This window comes from Flavobacterium sp. 103 (assembly GCF_003096795.1).
In the GTDB taxonomy this organism is placed as follows: Bacteria; Bacteroidota; Bacteroidia; order Flavobacteriales; family Flavobacteriaceae; genus Flavobacterium.
This window is the reverse complement of record NZ_QENX01000001.1, coordinates 2,876,004-2,897,174: the sequence shown is the minus strand read 5'-3', so window position 1 is coordinate 2,897,174 and position 21,171 is coordinate 2,876,004. Positions and strand designations below refer to the sequence as shown.

At 33.9% G+C, this 21,171-nt stretch carries 23 protein-coding genes; 15 read left to right on the top strand and 8 right to left on the bottom strand.

Translation table 11 applies throughout. The annotated features are described in order from the left end of the window. Nucleotides 1-125: 125 nt before the first annotated feature. Nucleotides 126-653 (bottom strand): isopentenyl-diphosphate Delta-isomerase, encoded by a 528-nt coding sequence (gene idi / locus C8C85_RS12055; protein WP_116797283.1) that lies wholly within the window; start codon nucleotides 651-653, stop codon nucleotides 126-128. Between the two features lie 169 nt (nucleotides 654-822). On the opposite strand from idi, the gene C8C85_RS12050 reads away from it, so the two are divergent. The 6 genes from C8C85_RS12050 (at nucleotide 823) to C8C85_RS12025 (ending at nucleotide 4,856) form a co-directional block, all read left to right on the top strand. After that, nucleotides 823-1,278 (top strand): GNAT family N-acetyltransferase, encoded by a 456-nt coding sequence (locus C8C85_RS12050; RefSeq protein WP_317046341.1) that lies wholly within the window; start codon nucleotides 823-825, stop codon nucleotides 1,276-1,278. Between the two features lie 156 nt (nucleotides 1,279-1,434). Beyond that, nucleotides 1,435-1,986: a peptide-methionine (R)-S-oxide reductase MsrB gene (gene msrB, locus C8C85_RS12045; RefSeq protein ID WP_116797281.1), complete on the top strand. Its 552-nt coding sequence runs from the start codon at nucleotides 1,435-1,437 to the stop codon at nucleotides 1,984-1,986. 19 nt (nucleotides 1,987-2,005) lie between these two features. Beyond that, nucleotides 2,006-2,638 (top strand): peptide-methionine (S)-S-oxide reductase MsrA, encoded by a 633-nt coding sequence (gene msrA, locus C8C85_RS12040; RefSeq protein ID WP_116797280.1) that lies wholly within the window; start codon nucleotides 2,006-2,008, stop codon nucleotides 2,636-2,638. Nucleotides 2,639-2,704: 66 nt separating this feature from the next. Then, nucleotides 2,705-3,241 (top strand): MepB family protein, encoded by a 537-nt coding sequence (locus tag C8C85_RS12035; protein ID WP_116797279.1) that lies wholly within the window; start codon nucleotides 2,705-2,707, stop codon nucleotides 3,239-3,241. Nucleotides 3,242-3,337: 96 nt separating this feature from the next. After that, nucleotides 3,338-3,823 carry a nuclear transport factor 2 family protein gene (locus tag C8C85_RS12030; protein ID WP_116797278.1) on the top strand — a complete coding sequence of 162 codons (486 nt, stop codon included), beginning with the start codon at nucleotides 3,338-3,340 and terminating at the stop codon, nucleotides 3,821-3,823. A 73-nt stretch (nucleotides 3,824-3,896) separates the two neighbouring features. Continuing rightward, a complete protein-coding gene (locus C8C85_RS12025; RefSeq protein WP_116797277.1) occupies nucleotides 3,897-4,856 on the top strand; it encodes a quinone oxidoreductase family protein in 960 nt (319 codons plus the stop codon). A gap of 187 nt (nucleotides 4,857-5,043) precedes the next feature. Here the strand turns inward: C8C85_RS12025 and C8C85_RS12020 are convergent, their stop codons facing one another. Next, nucleotides 5,044-6,633 carry an NAD(P)/FAD-dependent oxidoreductase gene (locus tag C8C85_RS12020; protein WP_116797276.1) on the bottom strand — a complete coding sequence of 530 codons (1,590 nt, stop codon included), beginning with the start codon at nucleotides 6,631-6,633 and terminating at the stop codon, nucleotides 5,044-5,046. A 239-nt stretch (nucleotides 6,634-6,872) separates the two neighbouring features. On the opposite strand from C8C85_RS12020, the gene C8C85_RS12015 reads away from it, so the two are divergent. Continuing rightward, nucleotides 6,873-7,124, top strand: a complete 252-nt coding sequence (locus tag C8C85_RS12015; RefSeq protein ID WP_116797275.1) for a hypothetical protein — start codon at nucleotides 6,873-6,875, stop codon at nucleotides 7,122-7,124. A 59-nt stretch (nucleotides 7,125-7,183) separates the two neighbouring features. On the opposite strand, the gene recQ is transcribed toward C8C85_RS12015, so the two are convergent. Further along, nucleotides 7,184-9,379, bottom strand: coding sequence for a DNA helicase RecQ (gene recQ, locus C8C85_RS12010; protein WP_116797274.1), 2,196 nt, complete (start codon nucleotides 9,377-9,379; stop codon nucleotides 7,184-7,186). 85 nt (nucleotides 9,380-9,464) lie between these two features. Between recQ and C8C85_RS12005 the strand changes: the two genes are divergently transcribed. From C8C85_RS12005 to C8C85_RS18565, 6 genes are all read left to right on the top strand, one after another. After that, the gene (locus tag C8C85_RS12005; RefSeq protein ID WP_077373949.1) at nucleotides 9,465-10,430 is read left to right on the top strand and encodes an SIS domain-containing protein; all 966 of its coding nucleotides are present in this window, start codon (nucleotides 9,465-9,467) and stop codon (nucleotides 10,428-10,430) included. Further along, the gene (gene tatC, locus C8C85_RS12000; protein WP_116797273.1) at nucleotides 10,430-11,245 is read left to right on the top strand and encodes a twin-arginine translocase subunit TatC; all 816 of its coding nucleotides are present in this window, start codon (nucleotides 10,430-10,432) and stop codon (nucleotides 11,243-11,245) included. Before C8C85_RS12005 ends, tatC begins: the two co-directional genes overlap by 1 nt. Beyond that, entirely contained in the window at nucleotides 11,238-11,585 is a 348-nt protein-coding gene (locus tag C8C85_RS11995) for a carboxymuconolactone decarboxylase family protein (RefSeq protein ID WP_116797272.1), read from the top strand. The genes tatC and C8C85_RS11995 overlap by 8 nt, the downstream gene beginning before the upstream one ends. A 171-nt stretch (nucleotides 11,586-11,756) precedes the next feature. After that, the gene (lptB, locus tag C8C85_RS11990; protein ID WP_111410938.1) at nucleotides 11,757-12,497 is read left to right on the top strand and encodes an LPS export ABC transporter ATP-binding protein; all 741 of its coding nucleotides are present in this window, start codon (nucleotides 11,757-11,759) and stop codon (nucleotides 12,495-12,497) included. 31 nt (nucleotides 12,498-12,528) lie between these two features. Further along, nucleotides 12,529-12,783: a DUF5808 domain-containing protein gene (locus tag C8C85_RS11985; protein WP_116797271.1), complete on the top strand. Its 255-nt coding sequence runs from the start codon at nucleotides 12,529-12,531 to the stop codon at nucleotides 12,781-12,783. Between the two features lie 98 nt (nucleotides 12,784-12,881). Beyond that, complete coding sequence (locus tag C8C85_RS18565; protein ID WP_243412105.1) at nucleotides 12,882-13,031, top strand: nucleotidyltransferase family protein; 150 nt, start codon at nucleotides 12,882-12,884, stop codon at nucleotides 13,029-13,031. A gap of 338 nt (nucleotides 13,032-13,369) precedes the next feature. On the opposite strand, the gene C8C85_RS11975 is transcribed toward C8C85_RS18565, so the two are convergent. Further along, a complete protein-coding gene (locus C8C85_RS11975) occupies nucleotides 13,370-14,212 on the bottom strand; it encodes a glycoside hydrolase family 25 protein (protein ID WP_116797270.1) in 843 nt (280 codons plus the stop codon). A gap of 9 nt (nucleotides 14,213-14,221) precedes the next feature. Next, nucleotides 14,222-14,944: a CDP-alcohol phosphatidyltransferase family protein gene (locus C8C85_RS11970; protein ID WP_116797269.1), complete on the bottom strand. Its 723-nt coding sequence runs from the start codon at nucleotides 14,942-14,944 to the stop codon at nucleotides 14,222-14,224. Between the two features lie 272 nt (nucleotides 14,945-15,216). Here C8C85_RS11970 and C8C85_RS11965 point away from each other — a divergent pair, with 272 nt between their 5' ends. Continuing rightward, nucleotides 15,217-16,203, top strand: coding sequence for a PorV/PorQ family protein (locus C8C85_RS11965; RefSeq protein ID WP_116797268.1), 987 nt, complete (start codon nucleotides 15,217-15,219; stop codon nucleotides 16,201-16,203). 51 nt (nucleotides 16,204-16,254) lie between these two features. Beyond that, entirely contained in the window at nucleotides 16,255-17,394 is a 1,140-nt protein-coding gene (locus tag C8C85_RS11960) for a DUF4105 domain-containing protein (protein ID WP_116798472.1), read from the top strand. Between the two features lies 1 nt (nucleotide 17,395). Here C8C85_RS11960 and C8C85_RS11955 read toward each other — a convergent pair whose 3' ends face one another. From C8C85_RS11955 to C8C85_RS11945, 3 genes are read right to left on the bottom strand one after another with little or no spacing between them, the layout of a single operon-like run. Next, nucleotides 17,396-18,790 (bottom strand): exopolysaccharide biosynthesis polyprenyl glycosylphosphotransferase, encoded by a 1,395-nt coding sequence (locus tag C8C85_RS11955; RefSeq protein ID WP_116797267.1) that lies wholly within the window; start codon nucleotides 18,788-18,790, stop codon nucleotides 17,396-17,398. A gap of 57 nt (nucleotides 18,791-18,847) precedes the next feature. Then, nucleotides 18,848-19,855 carry a glycosyltransferase family 4 protein gene (locus tag C8C85_RS11950; RefSeq protein WP_116797266.1) on the bottom strand — a complete coding sequence of 336 codons (1,008 nt, stop codon included), beginning with the start codon at nucleotides 19,853-19,855 and terminating at the stop codon, nucleotides 18,848-18,850. Then, nucleotides 19,830-21,170, bottom strand: a complete 1,341-nt coding sequence (locus C8C85_RS11945; RefSeq protein ID WP_116797265.1) for an O-antigen ligase family protein — start codon at nucleotides 21,168-21,170, stop codon at nucleotides 19,830-19,832. The genes C8C85_RS11950 and C8C85_RS11945 overlap by 26 nt, the downstream gene beginning before the upstream one ends. Nucleotide 21,171 lies beyond the last annotated feature (1 nt).

The window sequence follows — 21,171 nt, the reverse complement described above, 5'->3', positions numbered from 1 at the left end:
GGGAAAATTTTAGATTTTAGATTGCAGATTTTAGATTGCAGACTTCAGCTTATTGATTTTTAATTTTAGATTTCTATATTCTAAAATCTCTAATATCTGCTTTCTGACTTCTAACTTCTGCCTTCTTATAATGTATGTTCTTCTAAGAAATGGTAAAATTCATCGAAAATAATTTTGAACCAAACGGTGTAAATTTCTGGATTTAAAAGCATATCCTTTTGAATATCTTCAATTTTCATCCATTTCCAGTCTTCAACTTCTTCGGGGTTAATCATCGGCTCATCATTATAATAGCCAATCATTACGTGATCAAGCTCATGCTCAGTCAAACCGTTATCGAAGGGAGCTTTGTAAATAAAATTAAAAAGCTCTTTTAACTCCGTTTTAAAACCCATTTCCTCATACAATCTGCGGCTACCGGCTTGAATATTTGTTTCACCGTCGCGCTGATGACTGCAGCAGGTATTCGTCCATAATAAAGGGGAGTGGTATTTTTGGTGCGCTCGTTGTTGGAGCATAATTTCATTTTTATCATTTAAAACAAAAACAGAAAAAGCACGATGCAAAATGGCTTTTTCATGTGCTTCCAATTTGGCCATTAAACCAATTTGTTGATCCAATTCATTTACTAATATTACTTGTTCTTCTTCCATATAATCTATTAATGAAACAAAAGTACAAAAAAGATATGCTTTCTTAAGGCCTTAACATTTTTTTGCTTTTTGTGGAAGTTATTTCTCTTGATAAATCTTAAAACCGTAGCTACAGAAATTCTACATTCCCTTTTGTATATTTGATGTAATAAAATTCACGACAATCACAATGATTTATATCCGAAAAGCAACCCTAGACGACCTAACCATACTTCTGGAATTTGAACAAGGGATTATTGCCGCCGAGCGTCCATTTGACCCAACATTGAAAGAGGAAAAAATAAGTTATTATGACATAGGAAAAATGATTTCGGCCACAGATGTTGAAGTCGTTGTTGCCGTTTTGGATGACCAAATTATAGGCTCCGGATATGCCAGAATTGAAAATGCAAAACCCTATTTGAATCACAAATTATATGCCTATTTGGGTTTTATGTACACGCACTCGGATCACCGCGGAAAAGGAGTAAATACCCAAATTATTGAAGCGCTAAGCAAGTGGGTTCACTCACAAGGTATATTTGAAATGCGATTGGATGTTTATAGTGACAATTCTTCGGCAATAAGAGCATACGAAAAGGCAGGCTTCAAAAAGCATTTAATCAATATGCGTATTGGTTTATAGCAAAATATCTTATTCATTACTTTTTTTTAAAACCAAAAAGTCTTTTTTAACGTAAGTAACAATAGTTAAAAATTGTATAAATAGAAATCGAATTGTAAAATACCCGACATTTTGATTGTAATTTGTCCTTTACTTTTGGGAATAAAAACAAACACCATGAAAACAACATCATTCTTTTTTACTTTATTATTACTCCCCTTATTTGTTTTTCAAGCTTGCGGGCAGAGTAAAGAAACGAATAGTAACACAATGGTTCCAGTTGAAACTTATCAAAGTAAACCTGGAAATCCATATTACTCTCATACCGATACTACAAAACTGAATTTGACCGATGCCGAGTGGAAAAAAATTCTCCCGGAAGATGTTTATCTAGTTTCTCGCAAAGCCGATACCGAAAGGCCTTTTACCGGTAAATATTGGAATACCGACGTAAAAGGAACCTATTATTGTGCAGCTTGTGGTAATCTCCTTTTTCGTTCCGGAGCCAAGTTTGCGAGCAGTTGTGGATGGCCAAGTTTTTTTGAACAAGAAAACAAAAAAAGTATTGTATTTAAAAACGATAATTCTATTGGAATGGAACGAATTGAAGCTCTTTGTGGCAGATGTGGCGGACATTTGGGACATTTGTTTGACGATGGACCTGCACCAACAGGCAAAAGATATTGCATGAATTCCATAGCTCTTGATTTTGTCCCAGATGCTAAATAAAAATTAAAAAAAAGTACTTATGAAAGCGAAAACAATAATTTTAGCCTGTTTGCTATTTACCGGAACACTATTTTCACAAAACAATAATACAACTAAAAAAATGACACAATCTAATTTTGAAACCATAACACTTGGCGGAGGATGCTACTGGTGTGTAGAGGCTGTTTACGAAAACTTAAAAGGAGTAAAATCTGTTGTTTCAGGTTTTTCGGGAGGAAAAATAGCCAATCCCAGTTATGAAGAAGTTTGTTCCGGAACTACAGGTCATGCCGAAGTAGTCCAAATTACTTTTGACAAAAACGTGACCAATCTTGATGAAATTTTCAAAGTATTCTTTACCGTTCACGACCCAACAACCCTTAATAGACAAGGTGCCGACAGAGGAACACAGTACCGTTCTGTAATTTTTTACAATAATGAAGAACAAAAACAAGAAGCACAATCCATAATAGCCGAATTAAAAAAAGCTAAAGCGTATGATAATCCTATCGTGACCACAATCGAACCTTTCACGAAGTTTTACAAAGCCGAAGATTACCATCAAAATTATTATGCAAATAATAAAAGTCAGCCGTATTGCCAGATGGTCATTCAGCCCAAGCTAGAAAAATTTGAAAAAGTATTCAAAGATAAATTGAAAACTAAAAAATAATTCCTAATTTATTAAGAGCCGAAATCCATTTTCGGCTTTTTTAATTAACAACATTAAATTTCCCAAATGAACATACAAAAGCCTTGGATTACTCCAGAAAGTATCCCGAAAGATTTAATTTTAATTCAAAAAATACTTTTTGACAATTGTAATTTCGAAATCAACCAACCCATTCTTGAAGCCGAAAGCAGAGAATATGGAGCCTGTACTTTCACCCTAAACAATTTAAACATTCGATTCCGAACGTCAAAAATAACACCTACCAAAACCGGTCAATTTGTTACGCTTTGGAAAAGAATAAATCAAGGTCCAATTCAGCCTTTTGACTCCACCGATCCAATTGACTTATTTATTGTCAGTACTCGAAAAGACAATCACTTAGGGATATTCATTTTTCCAAAATCAATTTTGATAAATAAGGAAATAGTAACTGATAAAAAGGAAGGAAAACGCGCTATTCGAGTTTATCCACCTTGGGATATAACGACAAGTAAACAAGCGCAAAAAACACAGAAATGGCAATTGGATTATTTCTTGGAAATACAAAAAGACCAAACAATAGATCTAAAACGAGCAAAATTACTATTCCTTACAGAAGACTAAAAAAAGTTGCGATTATTAAAATCTAATATTCTTTTCCTATCTTTAAAAACAATACAAATCTAAATTTCAACAACTTATTTCTTAATATTTAAAACGATGAGAAAAAAAGCATTCAAATTTCAACCATTTTATTTGTTATTTCTATTGATTATAGGTCAAAATTTTGCTCAAGCCCAAGAAAAAAAAGTGGCTCCAACTTCGCAAGAATTGTATAATGAAATTGCAACAATGGACACCAATCTTTTTGACGCATTTAATGCAAAAGATATGGCAAAATTCAAACCTTTGTTTACCGAAGATTTGGAATGGTATCAAGATAATGGAGGGTTACTTTCTTATGAAACCGTTTTTTCCAATTTTGAAAAAATGTTTAAAAACGAAAACAAATTGACTCGACAATTAGTAAAAGGCAGTCTTGAGGTACATCCTATAAAAGATTTTGGAGCTATAGAAATTGCCACTCATCAATTCCGACACATGGAAAACGGAAAAGAGGAAATAGGTACATTTAAATTTCTTGCAATCTGGAAAAAAGTAGATAACCAATGGAAAATTTCTAGAATGATAAGCTATGACCATTAACCTCTCTTTTCGCATTCCTAACTTTCATTAAATCCTAAAATTTAGCTTTCTTTGCAGGCTAAAAAAACAAACAATGAAAGCACTTACCTTCTCTACATTCGGAAATTCCGATGTACTTAAATATATAGAAATCCCTTCGCCAATATTAAAATCAGGGGAAATATTGGTCGAAATGAAAGCAATCGGCCTCAACTTTGCTGATGTGTACAGACGCAAAGGAAATTACCATCTCAAAGGAAACCCACCATTTATTGCGGGTTACGAAGGAGCCGGAATTGTTGTGGATACCAATGGAAATTCTGATTTCAAAATTGGTGACCGAGTGGCTTTTGCCGATGTTCCTTTTGCCAATGCCGAGTTGGTAGCCGTTCCCCTTGAGCATGTAATTCCGTTGCCAGAGAGTATCTCTTTCGAAATAGCAGCGACCATTTTATTACAGGGTTTGACCGCTCATTATTTGGCAACCGATAGTCACAAAACCCAAAAAGGAGAAACCGTATTAGTTCATGCTTCGGCTGGAGGAGTCGGACAATTCTTGACGCAAATCAGCAAACTTTTAGGCGCCAGAGTTATTGGATTAACTTCTTCTTCTGATAAAGCTGAAGTTTCAAAACAAAATGGAGCCGACACTGTTTTTCTATATTCTGAAGATTGGAAAAAACAAGTATTCGATTTTTGCCCAAATGGCGTGGATGTCGTTTACGATAGTATTGGCAGTACTTTGACCGATAGTTTTGAGGTAACCAAAATGTGCGGACAAGTAGTTTTCTTTGGAATGGCAGGAGGAGATCCTGAATTGGTAAACCCGCGAATGTTGATGGATACCTCCAAAACATTGACTGGTGGCGATTTATGGAGCTATTTGATTTCTAAAGAAGAACGTATCAAAAGAGCCCATCAATTATTTGATTGGATTGCCAATGGCGATATAACTATTGCAGCACCCACAATCTTCAAGCTATCCGAAGGGAAATTAGCCCACGATTACCTGGAAAGCCGAAAAAGTACTGGAAAAATAATCTTGATTCCTTAAAAAATTTATTATGACTGCCCTCAAAGTGGACCAAATATTTTTTTAGCCACTGATTAAAAAGATTCTCACAGATTTTAAACGCATTATTAAAGAAATCTGTGTAAATCTTTTTAAACTGTGGCCAGTTTTATTGGTTTGGTTCACGGATTCTCATAAAATTTACTTAGGCGTGCCTATATAAGAAGCTTTAATTTTTCAACGCCTCAGCAATTTTCAAAGCACATTTTTCTCCATCGATGGCGGCAGAAATAATTCCACCTGCATAACCTGCTCCCTCTCCGCAAGGATACAATCCTTTTATTTGCAAATGCTCATAGGAAATACCATCTCTAGGAACACGAACTGGTGAGGAAGTTCTGGATTCTGGCGCATGCAAAATGGCTTCGTTTGTCAAATATCCTCTCATTGATTTTCCGAATTCAGTAAATCCTTCTCTTAATATTTGGGATAAAAAACCCGGAAAAACCTGTCCCATTTCTACCGAAGTGGTTCCTGGAACATAAGAGGTTTTCGGAATACTCGAAGAAACTTTATTCTGAGTAAAATCGACCATTCTTTGTGCTGGGACTTTTTGAGTTTGCTTCGCCTGTTCGCTAAAGCTCGAGCCACCAGCCAAATGCCATGCTTTTTGTTCGATACTTTTTTGAAATTCCATTCCTGCCAAAGCTCCAAATTTTGCAAAAGGTTTGAAATCTTCCAATTTCAATTCAATCACAATTCCAGAATTGGCTGTTGCCTGATCTCGTTTGGAAGGTGACCAACCATTAGTCACTACTTCTCCTGGACTAGTGGCACAAGGCGCAATTACTCCTCCCGGGCACATACAAAACGAATACATTCCGCGACCATTCACTTGCTTCACAATTGAGTAAGGTGCAGGTGGCAAATGTTCGCCTCGATAATCACAACTGTACTGAATACTGTCAATCAACGATTGTGGATGCTCAGCTCTTACGCCCAATGCAAAAGGTTTAGCTTCAATAAGCACTTTCTTTTTATCCAACAATTCAAATATGTCACGAGCAGAATGTCCTGTCGCCAAAATTAATTTATTGGCCAAAATCGTATCTCCATTTTGGGTTACAATTCCTTGAACTTCATTGTTTTTTATCAAAATATCGGTCAAACGAGTCTCGAACAAAACTTGCCCGCCACATTCGATGATTTTCTCTCTAATATCTTGTATAATTTGAGGTAATTTGTTCGTCCCAATATGCGGATGGGCATCTACCAATATATCTCCTGTAGCACCAAAAGCAACAAGTAATTCTAATATTCGAGTAACATCTCCTCTTTTTTTGGAACGGGTATATAATTTCCCGTCCGAATAGGTTCCTGCTCCTCCTTCACCAAAACAATAATTGGAATCCTCGTCAACAATATGGTCTCTATTTATTGCTTTCAAATCACGACGACGGCCACGAACGTCTTTTCCGCGTTCGATAACTATTGGTTTCAAACCCAATTCTATTAATTGCAAAGCGGCAAAAAGTCCTGCTGGACCTGCTCCAACAACAATAACTTCTTGTGCTGTTGATACATTTTTGTAATCGGGAAGTTCTATTTTATGTTCTTGAAAAGGTTCTCCTTTCAAATAAATTGAAACTTTCAAATTGATTTTGATTGCTTTTTGGCGCGCATCAATGGATCGTTTCAAAATAGCAACATGCTGAATCTCATTTGCCGAAACTTTTATTTGTTTGGACAAATAATCGCGCAACAACATTTCGTTTGAAGCTATTTCTGGTGTTACTTGAAGTAAAAGTTCTCTTGGCATTGTATCTTATTTATTCTATTAGCTTTTCTTTTTATGAAATGAGCATAACCGTTAAATGGTAGCAAATACCAATGCAGATATGCGAATTACATATGACAAATAAAAAATAATAAATATCATCATATGAAAAGAACATGCAAAAATAACATTTTGAAATGAAATTAGTTCTTTAATATAAAATCCATTTTCAAAATAGACTTTGTACCTTTGTTTCTTTGAAACTTTGCACCTATAAAATAATGTCCAGAAAAATAAAGCTTATTTGGGATTTCCGTGGTCCTGCCTCAGCAAAAACAGCCGAACACCACGAAATTCATCTGAAAGAATACATCACCATTGAGAAATTACCAATAAACATTACTGGATTTCAAATCTTGGATGAAATGTATGCGGTAGCCTATATGGTAGTAACCGACGAAAATATGATTCAAGTACGCGATGCATTGAAACCGCACCGTGGGGAAATATATGCCGAAAGTCAAAAGTCTTAAAGTCGAAAGTTTTAGTGTAAACTCGGGACTTTAAGACTTTTGACTTTATAACTTTAAGACTAATTAGCTACTTCGCTAATGAATTTTATTCGCATTAAACGTAACTCATCCAAATCATAGTCACCATCAAATTCCTTCAGTGCTTTCTCTATACTATCGGATTCTGATTCCATAAAATACTCATGAATCTCTTCTTGTTGATCGTCATCCAGCATTTCGTCAATCCAATATTTAATATTCAATTTGGTTCCAGAATAAACAATTTGTTCCATTTCTTTAATCAAATCGTCCATTTTTAACCCCTTTGCGGAAGCGATATCAGTCAACGCTAACTTTCTGTCAATGTTTTGAATAATATATAATTTATTGATGGAGTTAACTCCAGTAGATTTTACAACCAAATCATCCGGACGAATAATATCGTTCTCCTCTACATATCGGTTTATTAACTCAATGAATTCTTTGCCGTATTTTTTTGCTTTTCCTTCTCCAACTCCATGAATATTAATCAACTCAGCTTGAGAAATTGGATATTTCAAAGCCATATCTTCTAGAGAAGGATCTTGAAAAACCACAAATGGAGGAACTCCTAGTTTTTTGGCCACTTTTTTACGCAATTCACGCAACATCGACATTAGTAATTCATCTGCTGTACCAGATGATTTTGCGGCGGTTACTATGGCTTCATCTTCAGACTCATTGTATTCATGATCTTCGGACATCATAAAAGATTCTGGATTTTTCATGAAAGCCAATCCTTCCTTAGTAATCTCTATAATACCATAGGTTTCTATATCTTTAGACAATAAACCTGCAACAAGTACTTGTCGCAATAATGCCATCCAAAATTTCTCGTCATGATTGGAACCTGATCCAAAAAAGGACTGAGAATCTGTTTTATGGGCATTGATAACGGCGTTCACACGACCAATTAACGTAAAGACAATCTCTTTTGATTTGTATATGTGTTTGGTTTTCTTGACAACTTCCAACAGTTTAAGCACTTCGTCTTTAGCTTCCACTTTTGTTTTTGGATTTCGAACATTGTCATCCATATCGGCACCTTCACCGGTTTCACTGTCAAATTCTTCACCAAAATAGTGCAATAAGAATTTACGTCTGGACATAGACGTTTCGGCGTAAGCAACAACTTCATGTAATAAAGCAAAGCCTATTTCTTGCTCGGCAACCGGTTTTCCAGACAGAAATTTTTCTAATTTCTCAACATCTTTATAAGAGTAATAGGCTAGACAATGTCCCTCGCCACCGTCTCGACCGGCTCTCCCTGTTTCTTGATAATAACTTTCTAATGATTTTGGTATATCGTGATGAATCACAAAACGCACATCGGGCTTATCGATTCCCATTCCGAAAGCAATCGTCGCCACAACGACTTCTACATCTTCCATCAAAAACATATCCTGATGTTTGGCGCGTGTTTTGGCATCTAAACCTGCATGATATGGGACGGCGCTGATTCCGTTTACCTGTAAAACTTCAGCGATTGACTCGACCTTTTTACGACTCAAACAGTAAATAATTCCTGACTTCCCCTTATGTTGCTTTATAAACCGAATAATATCCGATTCAATATTTTTTGTTTTTGTACGAACTTCATAAAATAAATTGGGTCTATTAAATGAAGCCTTAAATGTTGTGGCGTTGGCCATTTCCAAATTCTTCAAAATATCTTCCTGCACTTTTGGAGTAGCCGTAGCAGTAAGTCCAATAATAGGAACTTCTCCCAACTGCTTAATGATATTTTTTAGATTTCGATATTCTGGTCTAAAATCGTGTCCCCATTCTGAAATACAATGCGCTTCATCAATTGCTACAAATGAGATAGGCACAGTTTGAAGAAAGGCAACATATTCTTCTTTTGTTAAGGATTCAGGAGCTACATATAACAATTTAGTTATACCCGCTGAAATATCGGATTTTACTTGAGCAATTTCAGTTTTGGTAAGTGAGGAATTTAAAACATGGGCAATTCCATTTTCGGAAGAAAGACTTCTAATAGCATCTACTTGATTTTTCATTAATGCTATCAAAGGAGAGACAACAATCGCAGTACCATCTTGGACTAAAGCAGGCAATTGATAACATAGTGATTTGCCTCCTCCAGTTGGCATAATAACAAATGTATTTTGTTTATTAAGCAAAGTCGTTATTACTTTTTCTTGCAGGCCTTTGAATTGGCTAAAGCCAAAATATTTCTTTAATTCTTTGTGTATGTCAATTTCGTTTGAATTCATTCTTTAATATGTGGTATTTTATATAAATTTGCGGAACATAAAGATACAACTTTCTTTTACACATACAAATTTAAAATTCTCAGTTTTGATTACAAAGGAAAATATACTGGCCAATGCCAAGAAAACTATTGAATCCGAAAGCCAATCTATTGCAAAATTAATTGATTTCATTGACGAAACTTTTGCGGAAGCGGTACAGTGTATCTACAACTCCAAAGGAAGATTGGTCGTAACAGGAATTGGTAAAAGCGCTATTATTGCTCAAAAAATGGTGGCCTCATTCAATTCAACCGGGACGCCCTCTTTATTCTTGCATGCTTCCGAAGCCATTCATGGGGATTTAGGGATGATTCAAAAAGACGATGTTATCATTTGCATTTCAAAAAGCGGTAACAGCCCAGAAATTAAATCATTGGTACCACTTTTGACTCGTTTTGGTAATAAATTAATTGGAATGACCGGAAATATGACATCCTTTTTGGCCAAAGGTTCACATTATGTTTTAAATACAACCGTTGATTCTGAATCTTGCCCATTGAATCTTGCCCCAACCAATAGCACAACAGCACAATTAGTAATGGGAGATGCGATTGTAGTATGCTTAATGGAAATGAGAGATTTTAAAGCCGAAGATTTTGCAGTTTACCATCCAGGTGGTGCTTTAGGCAAAAAATTATTGCTTCGCGTGAAAGACATGCTTGAACACACACTGAAACCAGAAGTTGGTCCTGAGACTCCAATTAAAAAAGCAATTTTTGAAATTTCAGAAAAACGTTTAGGAGTAACAGCCGTAGTAGAAAACAACAAAGTAATCGGAATAATTACCGACGGAGATATTCGAAGAATGCTAAATGACAGAGATACTTTTGCTGAATTGACAGCTAAAGATATTATGACCAAAAACCCAAAAACAGTACAATCCACAGATATGGTAGTGGATGCCTTTAACATAATGGAAGATTTCTCTATCACACAATTAATCGTTGTTGATAATGGAGAATACAAAGGCGTATTGCATTTACATGACATTTTAAAAGAAGGAATCGTATAATGGCAAAGAAAAACCTAGGCGAAATGTCCTTTTTAGACCATCTTGAAGAGTTAAGATGGCTTTTAGTCAGAAGTACAACAGCTGTGATTATCATGGCATGTGTAACTTATTTTATCAGTGATTACTTGTTTGACACCATTATATTTGGTCCAACAAGAGCTACCTTTTTTACCTACCGCTATTTTTGTGAATTATCACATCAATTGGGTTTTGCCGATAGCATTTGTATAACCGAAATGCCTTTTATCATTCAAAACACTGAAATGGAAGGACAGGTGAATATTTTTGTCTGGATGTGTATCCTGGCGGGTTTCATTTTGAGTTTCCCCTATATTTTATGGGAAGTTTGGAAATTTATCAGCCCTGCTTTGTATGAAAAAGAAAAGAAAAATGCTAGAGTATTTATATTTACGTCTTCACTGCTTTTCTTTTTAGGAGTCCTATTTGGGTATTATGTTGTCATCCCAATGTCCGTGAATTTTGTGGCCACTTTTTCAGTAAGTGACATGGTAAAAAACCAATTTACGTTGGACTCTTATATTGGAATGGTAAAAACCAGTATTTTGGCTAGTGGATTGTTCTTTGAACTTCCTATAATTATTTATTTTCTAACCAAATTAGGTCTGGTAACTCCAGAATTTTTAAGAAAATATTGGAAGTATGCCGTTGTAATAATCTTAATTGTTGCCGCAATTGTTACTCCTCCAGATGTGGTGAGTCAAACCATTGTTGCTATCCCAATGCTGATTATTTATGAAGTAAGTATTTTGATTTCAAAAATTGTAACATTAAATAAAAAGAAAGAAAATGTCTGATATCGTACAGGAATTCAATGAATACCGATCTAAAATGAACGAAAAATTATTGGCAGACAATAATAAAATAGTAAAACGTATTTTTAATCTAGATACCAATGCTTATGCTGCTGGAGCGCTAGATGTAAAAACCAAAGAGCTTTTAGGATTAGTAGCTTCAACCGTTTTACGTTGTGATGATTGCGTAAAATACCACTTGGAGACAAGTTACAAAGAAGGTGTAACCAAAGAAGAAATGATGGAAGCTATGGGAATTGCAACTCTTGTAGGAGGTACAATCGTAGTCCCTCATTTACGTAGAGCATATGAGTTCTGGGAAGCATTGGAGGAACAAAAATAGGTTGCAGCTGTCAGAAATCAGATAGCAGTTCGTCATTTTTCGAATTCTAGTTGGCAAGATTAAAAACCAAAATTGAAGTTAAAATCAAAAACCAAATAGACGAAATTCGTTTCTTTGCAACAATAAAAACTTAGTTACTCAGTAACTATGCTACTTAGCAACTTAAAAAAAATGAAATTAAGAGCAGAGAATTTAATAAAAACCTACAAAGGAAGAAGTGTTGTAAAAGGCATTTCGGTAGAAGTAAACCAAGGTGAAATCGTTGGTCTTTTGGGACCTAATGGTGCTGGAAAAACGACTTCATTTTATATGATTGTAGGATTGGTAAAACCAAATTCAGGAAATATTTATCTTGACGATTTGAATATTACCGATTATCCAATGTACAAAAGAGCCCAACATGGAATTGGATATTTGGCACAGGAAGCTTCTGTTTTTAGAAAATTAAGCATCGAAGACAATATCTTGAGTGTACTGCAATTGACCAAACTTTCCAAAGAACAACAGGAAGCTAAAATGGAAAGTTTAATTGCCGAGTTTAGTTTGGAACACATTCGTACCAATCGTGGAGATTTACTCTCAGGAGGAGAACGTCGTCGTACCGAAATTGCTCGTTGTTTGGCTACAGATCCAAAATTTATCTTACTTGACGAACCTTTTGCGGGTGTAGATCCTGTTGCCGTAGAAGACATTCAGAGAATTGTTGCTCAATTGAAAAATAAAAATATCGGAATCTTAATAACTGACCACAACGTACAAGAAACGTTGGCTATTACCGATAAAACTTATCTTATGTTTGAAGGAGGTATCCTAAAAGCGGGGATCCCTGAAGAATTGGTTGAAGACGAAATGGTGCGTCGTGTATATCTAGGTCAAAATTTCGAATTGAGAAAGAAGAAGCTGGAGTTTTAATATTTTTATCTTTTCAATAAATGATTTTGCCATGATTCCAAAGAAAAAAAATGACGATTGGAAAGATAATGATCCTGATAAAGAAACGTGGGAGAAATGGAAAAAAGACCCTAATAAATGGAAATGGGGCGGCATTTATTATAACAAAGAAGACAATCGCCTTTTTGTTCCCAAAAAAACAGAATGGATGGGGATAACTATCAATTTTGCCAATAAGAAAGCAAAATGGGTCTGTCTTACATTCATACTGTTCATTTTAATGGTTTTGTTTTCTTCTAAAAACTAAAAAACAATAAGTTTACTCGACAAAAACACACCAATACAGCTGTTTTTTCAACATATTCAAAATCACGAAACAATCAAATAATATTGCACATTTGATTTATGCAATTAATAAACCAAAATAAAGAAATAATTAAAAATTTATGTGAGACACATAATGTAGAAAAATTATATTTTTTTGGTTCTGCAACAACTTCTTCTTTTAATGAAAAAAGCGACATTGATTTTTTTAGTAAAATTCAGACCTTTTGACCTTAAATTATACTTTTTAAATTATACTTTTTAAATTATACTTTTTAAATTATACTTTTTAAATTATACTTTTTAAATTATACTTTTTAAATTATACTGATTTAAAAAGTAAACTAAAAAATTTACTCCACAGAGATATTGATTTAGTAGAAGAACAAACCTTAAAAAACTCCTATTTAATTCGATCCATTGAAGAAAACAAAGAATTAATCTATGGATAACAACGTTTTAAAAAAGTGATCAAGTCATAAAATTAATAAAACAATTATTTTTTTTACAAACCAATAACTGATCACTCAAAAACTGAAACCTGAGACCTGAAACCTGAAACCTGAACACTACTCCACAGTAATATATTGCAACTGTTGTAAATCCCCATTGTAAATATTAACATCAACATTACAGTCGATACCCGGAACGGTGGCTTTCTCGGTAAATTGCCAAAAGAGCCAATCTTCTTGAATTTCTTCTCGATAAAAGTTATAGTTGGCTATCCAAAAAAGATAATCGCTAAACTCCTCTTTCAGGAAATCGTCATAATATTTCTCACCCGTATAAATTATGGGCCTAACTCCATAATGCAATTCAACAGCTTTCAGCCAACGCCTTAACCCTATTTTTAATCGCTCAATAGACTGTTCTTTTGGTAGTTTTTCAATATCCAAAACGGGGGGAAGATCTCCTTTTTTTAGTTTAACGGTTTTAATAAAAAGTTCTGCTTGCTCAAGAGAATTTTCATTTGGACGATAATAATGATAAGCGCCTCGTATCATTTTATTTTCTTTGGCGCCAAGCCAATTTCTTTTAAACTGATTATCTACTCTGTCCTTTCCAACAGTTGCCCGAATAAAAACATAGCGCAAAGGATATTTTTCTTCAATGGTATCAACATAAGACCAACGGATTTTCCCTTGATATTCGGAAACATCCAAACCAATAGTTTTTCCTTCATTTTTTTCCAAAACTTTTAAATTTCGAGCTTCAGAAAAAACATTTGTACCGCTATTATAATGTGATTTAAAGCCTAAGTAATTAATAATGCCGGAGCGGTAATGATAGGCTATTGAAAAAATAAAAAGAATCGCAATCCCAATAAAAAAGAAATCAATCCACCTTCCTGAAAAACCGGTTCTTTTCTTTCTTGGTTTACGCCTTGGCACAGTTCTGCTGTTTTTTTTCATCCAAAAAAATTACTTTTTCAGAAACTTATTATTAATCACCGAAAGTAAAACATAGAAAATAATCACCAATGGGATAGCTAAATAGTCTAGAAAAACCAGAAACAAAAGGGAACTGATCAGAAAAATTACCTGAAGTGCATTGTCCTTGAAATTAAACTTTTTTATTTTTAAGGAAAATAAAGGAATTTCTGCATTCAAAATATAAGCACTAAACAAGGATATCAAAAGTAAAACCCATTTCTCTGTCAAAATTTCAAGTACCATCAATGATTCTCCGGAATAATATTCCTTAACCAAAGGAAGACTCAATATAAAAAGAGCATTCGCTGGAGTTGGCAAACCTATAAACGAATCGGTTTGACGAGTATCAATATTGAATTTTGCCAAACGAAAACACGAGCCCAAAGTAATGATAAACCCTAAATAAGGGAAAAACTGAAGGTATCCCTCGCTCATATAAACTGAGCTACTTTGAATCATTTTAAACATCACAAATCCAGGAACAACACCGCTTGTCACCATATCCGCCAAAGAATCCAATTGTAAACCCAAAGGACCTGATACTTTAAACAAACGGGCAAAAAAACCATCAAAAAAATCTAAAAAAATTCCGAGGCAAACAAAAAAGAATGCCATTTCAAATTGGTCTTTACTTACAAATACCACAGCGATACAGCCACAAAAAAGATTTAATAAAGTAATTGTATTCGGAATGTGTTTTTTGATGTTCATGGTTTTTAAATTGAATTATAAGCTCGACAAATTTAATACAATAAGTGAAAGTGATACTTGTTTTATTAAGAGATTTTAGTTGCTTGCTAACAAAAATTATTAATTCATTGAATTGAAGTAGCTACATCATCAAAAAACTTTATTTTTGGTAAAAATTAAAAACTCATTCAGTCTCCAAATAATATCTTTTGAAAAAAATACAGCTCATTTTCTTCCTTTTTATTGTGCACACAATCTGTAGTCAAACTGTTCGAAAATATTCGAATGAGTTTATGAATATAGGTGTAGATGCAGCAGCTTTAGGAATGTCAAACGCTGTAGTTGCTTCTACTTCTGATGTTAATTCAACCTATTGGAACCCTGCAGGACTGCTTCATCTAGAAGACAATCAAATCTCTTTGATGCATTCCAATTACTTCGCCAATATTGCCAAATATGATTATGCTGCCTATGCCAGTCCTATTGATGACCGAACGGCTTGGGGAATTTCATTGATTCGTTTTGGTGTAGATGATATTTTGAACACGACCGATTTAATAGACAATGAAGGCAACATAGATTACAACCGAATTAAGCTTTTTTCAACGGCCGACTATGGTTTTACTTTTTCGTATGCCGTAAAATTACCAATCGAAGGATTTCAATATGGAGTAAATGCTAAAATTATACGCAGAATTATTGGAGATTTTGCAACTTCTTGGGGATTTGGTTTTGATTTTGGATTGCAATTTGAAAAGAATGATTGGCAATTTGGGTTAATGCTTCGTGACATCACCACTACATACAATATTTGGAACATCAACGAAGAAGCTTATCAAAAAATAGCTGATGCCATTCCGGGACAGAATCAAGAAATGCCTGAAAGCACTGAAATTACACTCCCTAAAGCTCAACTGGGAGTGGCCAAAAAAATTCTTTTTCATGAAGATTACAGTCTTTTGGCTACTGCCAATATGAATATGCAATTTACCCAGACCAACGATTTAATTTCAAGTAGCTTTGTGAGTATCGATCCAGCCATTGGTTTGGAATTCGGTTATACTAATCTGGCCTTTTTGAGAGCAGGCCTTGGTAATTTCCAGCACGTAACACAATTAGATAATGGCGAAAAAATAGGATTTCAACCCAATATTGGTTTGGGATTCAAATACAAAGGAATCGCTATTGATTATGCATTAACCTCATTGGGCAATCAAAGTACAGCTTTGTATTCTAATGTATTTTCTCTAAAAATTGATTTATCCCTTTTTAGAGGTTAACTTTGAATGTTGAAAAAATTACATCTTAATTTGTTGAAAAAATTTATCAAAATGAAAGCTACCTTATTAAAAAAAATATCCGTTTGTATTCTTTTATTGGGTTCTGTTTATAGCTCATACTGCCAAGATATTTCATTATCTAAAAACGCACATGTCAGCGTGCTTACTTGTGGCACTGGTAATGAATCCTATTCTTTATTTGGTCACACCGCCATAAGAGTTAGCGACATTGACAACAATCTGGATGTGGTGTATAACTATGGTGCTTTTGACTTTGACACACCCAACTTTGTAATGAAGTTTACCAAGGGGGATTTAAATTATTTTATAGTAAACAATCGTTATGTTGATTTTATCAATCAATACAATTATGAAAAAAGGGATGTTTATGAACAAGATTTAGATATTCCACTTGCGCTTAAACAAAAATTATTTGACAATCTATCCCAATCACTATTGTCTGAGGAACGCTTATACCAATATAAATTCATTGACAATAATTGTACTTCTAAGGTTGTGGATGTCATCAATAAGACATTAAATGGGAAAGTAATAACAAAAAAAACAGATACTGATCAAACTTACAGATCCATTTTATTTCCTTATTTCGATAATCATTTTTATGAAAAACTAGGAACGAGTATTGTTTTTGGAACAAAAGTAGATCAAATGGGGACTAAAATATTTTTACCGTTTGAGCTTCAAAAAAGTTTAAAACTTATTCAGTATCAAAATCATCCTTTATGCAAAGAGAATAAAACATTGATTGATTTTGAAGAGGAAATTCCAAGCTCGTGGTGGAATAACTGCTATAGCTATCTTTTACTTTTAGGATTTGTAATTTTGATAAACAAGAAAAGAATTGATTATATTTATCTAGTGATTATAGCTTTATTGGGTTTGCTATTTGTGTTTTTAGGATTTTATTCTTCCCATCAGGAATTGGGATACAATTACAACATCCTATTATTTAATCCTATCCTTTTTGTGGTATTGTATTTTTGGAGTACAAGAAACGCCAAATGGACTTACAAACTTGCTGTTTTCAATATTCTTTTGCTGATTGTATACTTCTTTTTCATCATCACAAAAGTTCACTTATTTATTGTTTCACCAATACTAATAACCAATTTGGTTGTTCTAACTCGATTGGCTATTAAACACAAAAAGCGAATTCCTATAATTATTTAAACTACTGCCCCCTATAAAATAAAACCGTTGAAATAGTTTTGAAAGCAATACTCAAATCAAGATAAATACTGCGGTGTTTGATATAATACAAATCATACTGTAATTTTATCAAGCTATCTTCTAGATTTTCACCATAGGAATAATTAACTTGAGCCCAACCCGTAAGACCTGGTTTAATAATATGGCGCGTTTCGTAAAATGGCATCATCTGAGCAATTTCTTTCACAAATACCGGCCGTTCTGGTCTTGGACCAATCACCGCCATATCTCCTTTAAGAATATTAATAAACTGAGGAAACTCATCTATTCTGGTTTTTCTCAAAAATTTTCCAAACTTAGTAATCCGGGAATCATTGAGTTTGGCAAAAACAGCTCCTGATTTTTCGGCGTTTTTCACCATTGTGCGGAATTTAATAATTTTAAAAACAACACCGTCTTTTCCAACTCTTTTTTGGGTATAAAATAATTTTCCATTGTTCCAAAAAACATTGCATATCAATATAAAAGGAACTAAAACCAAACCGATTCCTAAACCGATCAATGAAAAAACAACCTCAAATATTCTGATAAAATACAAGTATAATTTATTCTGATTACTGCGGCTGAAAGGAAAAAAACGATAGAAATCCCGCGAAATATATTGAACCGGAATACGTTGTGTTTTACTTTCATATACATGCGTATATTCTCTAATACTCTTGCCCGATTCTAGTAAACGAAGTAATTGTTGGTATAAATCTGCCGTAATTCCGTCCGTTTGTTGAGAAGCTATCACTATTTCCGATATCCCATTTTCAACAACAAATAAATATAAATCTTCACTTTTTATGTGTTTTACATACTGATATTCAAATTTATTTTTTGAATGATAATCGGAATTTACATATCCAATTATTTTATAATGGGGATCGACACTCTCCAATCCCAGGACAAGTTCTTGCACCTGCTCACTATCACATATCAAAACTGCATTTTGAACAAATCTGTTGGATGCTAAAAACCGAACATAAATCATTCTCCATGTATAGAGTGACACAAAGACAGTTATATAAAAAACCAATAATTGCCAACGATTTTTGGGCAATTGTGGTGAAAAAACAGGAGTCAATAAATAAAATATTACTGTAGTGGAAGTCGTTAGAATTGTGCTTCGTAACACTTGAAAGTGATTACTGGCTACTTGAAGATTATACATTTCAAAAATAGCTCCAAACATATTAATATAAAGGGCCAAAACAATAGCCCAATAGATAACAATAGTAGAAAATTTAAAATAATTGAAGCTAAAAACAAGACCTACAAAATACAAACCAAATAATACAAAAACCACATCAAAAACCCGTAAAAGAATTTTACGCTCGGAAATTTCGAAGTGTATACTTTTTTGATTATCCATTGATTTCAAAATTGGATTACGTTGCAAGTTACTTATTATATAAAAATTAAACCCTCTTTATTTTAAAATAGTGACCCACTTAAGCTTAATAATCTGCCAATCAAACTCTTCTGACTTCCTCCTTGCATTAGCAGTAATTTCACCAAACAAATCATTTTCTTTAATTAATCTGTCTATTTCCATAACCATTTTGTCGACATCATTATCTGGTATTAACAAACCCTCTTTTTTATTCTGAACCAAAAATGGAATACCACCAACATTGGTAGAAACAACGGCTAAACCCAAGGACATTGCTTCAATCAAACTCACAGGCATGTTGTCAAAATGGGTTGTATTTATGAAAATATCGTATTCCTTGGATTTATTTATCCAATCCTGTTTGGATAATTTTCCCATAAAAAGTATATCCAATTTTAAATCTTTGGCTTTCAGTTTGGCGTCTAATAAACTCTCATCTTTTTCAGGACCAACCATGCAAAGCGTTGCTTCAGGATATTTCTTTTTTATGGCAGCAAATACTTCAACTGCCATCATGGGATTATATATTTTTGCAAAAGAACGCACCCACAATAAATTGGGTTTCGCTTTTTCTCGTTCCAAAAAAGGATAGTTTTCGAGTTCAATAGCATTCGGAATGTATATAACATTTTCATAACCTTCTGCTCTGAAGTGTTTTATTAAAAAAAGAGAAGGTGACACATTCTGGAAAGAATATTTGAAAATCATTTGGCTAATTTTCGGGTTATTCTTCAATCTAAAAGCTAAATTCCCTCCGTGTAAAATTGGAATGTATTTTAGTCTCAAAAATCGACACAACTGAGAAGTGGCAAGTGCATACCAAAAATTAGTCGTACTATAAGTGTCTATCAGTACATAATCTGCATTTCTACATTGAAACACACTCCATACCATAGCTATGAATCGTAAGACCTTATTTTTCAAAGAAGAACTATATGATACGGTAAAACCTTCTTGCTCCAAAAGCGGACCAAGAATTTCGATGGTAGTTGGGGTAACACCATGCTTGGATAAGTTATTACCTATGTACAGTAGTTTTCTCAACAGTATAAACTTTTAACAATGAAAGTGCATAAACAAAAGCAGGAGCAGCAAGTCGCATAGCGGCATGATTGATGGTCAACAGCCAAAAAACTAAAAAGGAGAGTGCAAATATATTTTGGCGATTGTTTACAAATAAGAACAATGGAGTAAAAAATAAAAGCATTAAATCAATCAGACCAAGAGAACCGTGTTCCGCCAACATTCTGGTAATTTCATTATGGGAAGCCGCTACAATTCCAGTTTCCTTTTCCCGAATTTCTTTATTTCTTCCAACACCCACCCCTAAAATAGGATTATCCATAAACATTTGCAATTCAGAAGCTATAAGAGTTTCTCTTCCAGACAATTGACTTTTTTTCTCTCTTCCTCTGGCATCTTGATTCGCATAGCGTTTATTAATCAATCCACCAGTTTGTATGGAACTGTATCCCCAAACTCCCAATCCAGCCAGAAAAGACAGTATAATAATCAATCCTATTTTAGGTTTCGTATTAAAATTAGCCTGAAAATACATTACTATCAAAAGTAGAAAAATCATCACAACTGCCGTCAATACACCTCCTCTTGAAAAAGTTACTATTCCTCTAAAAGCAAAAACCAAAACAAATCCAGCATTTATCGATTGTAAGATTCTGCTTTTAGAATTCAATAACAATTGGACAAAAAAAACAAAAATCCCTAAGCCTAGTATAGTTGATACTTGATTGGGCCCAAATCCACCTGATGTTTCAAAACTGGATTGCGTTCCTGTAACCACATCCCTCACACTGGGAGTGTACAAATACAAGTAAACAACTATTGCAACCAAAGGCAACGAGAATGCTGTAATCACTCCTTTTAATCGATCAAAGGTGATTTTTCTTTGGTAACAATATATGGAAGAAATTCCCAAACAAACAGGTCCAGAAATATTAAATGCAATAGCCTTTCGAATATCTGTTTCAAAATTTAAGGTAATAGCAGATAAAATAATCCCTGGAATCAGTAGAACTAAGAACAACCAATATATAAGAGCTTTATTTGAAAATCCAGAATAAATCATTCCGAGAAACATAAAAATCAAAATTGAGTATTTTCCAAACTCATTTAATAACATCCCATCTGTCATTCTCAAAAGAACCTCAACGCTTATTACATAGGCTGATATAACAAGAGCTTCATTATTTTTATTCCTGTTTTTTACAATATAATAAATACCGAAAACAAATATCACTAAAGTGTATATTTTTGAAATAAAAGGCAAAACAAATATCAAACCTCCTAGAAAAGCATGAAATAGCAATAAATAAATATATGACAATTCTTCTTTCTTCATT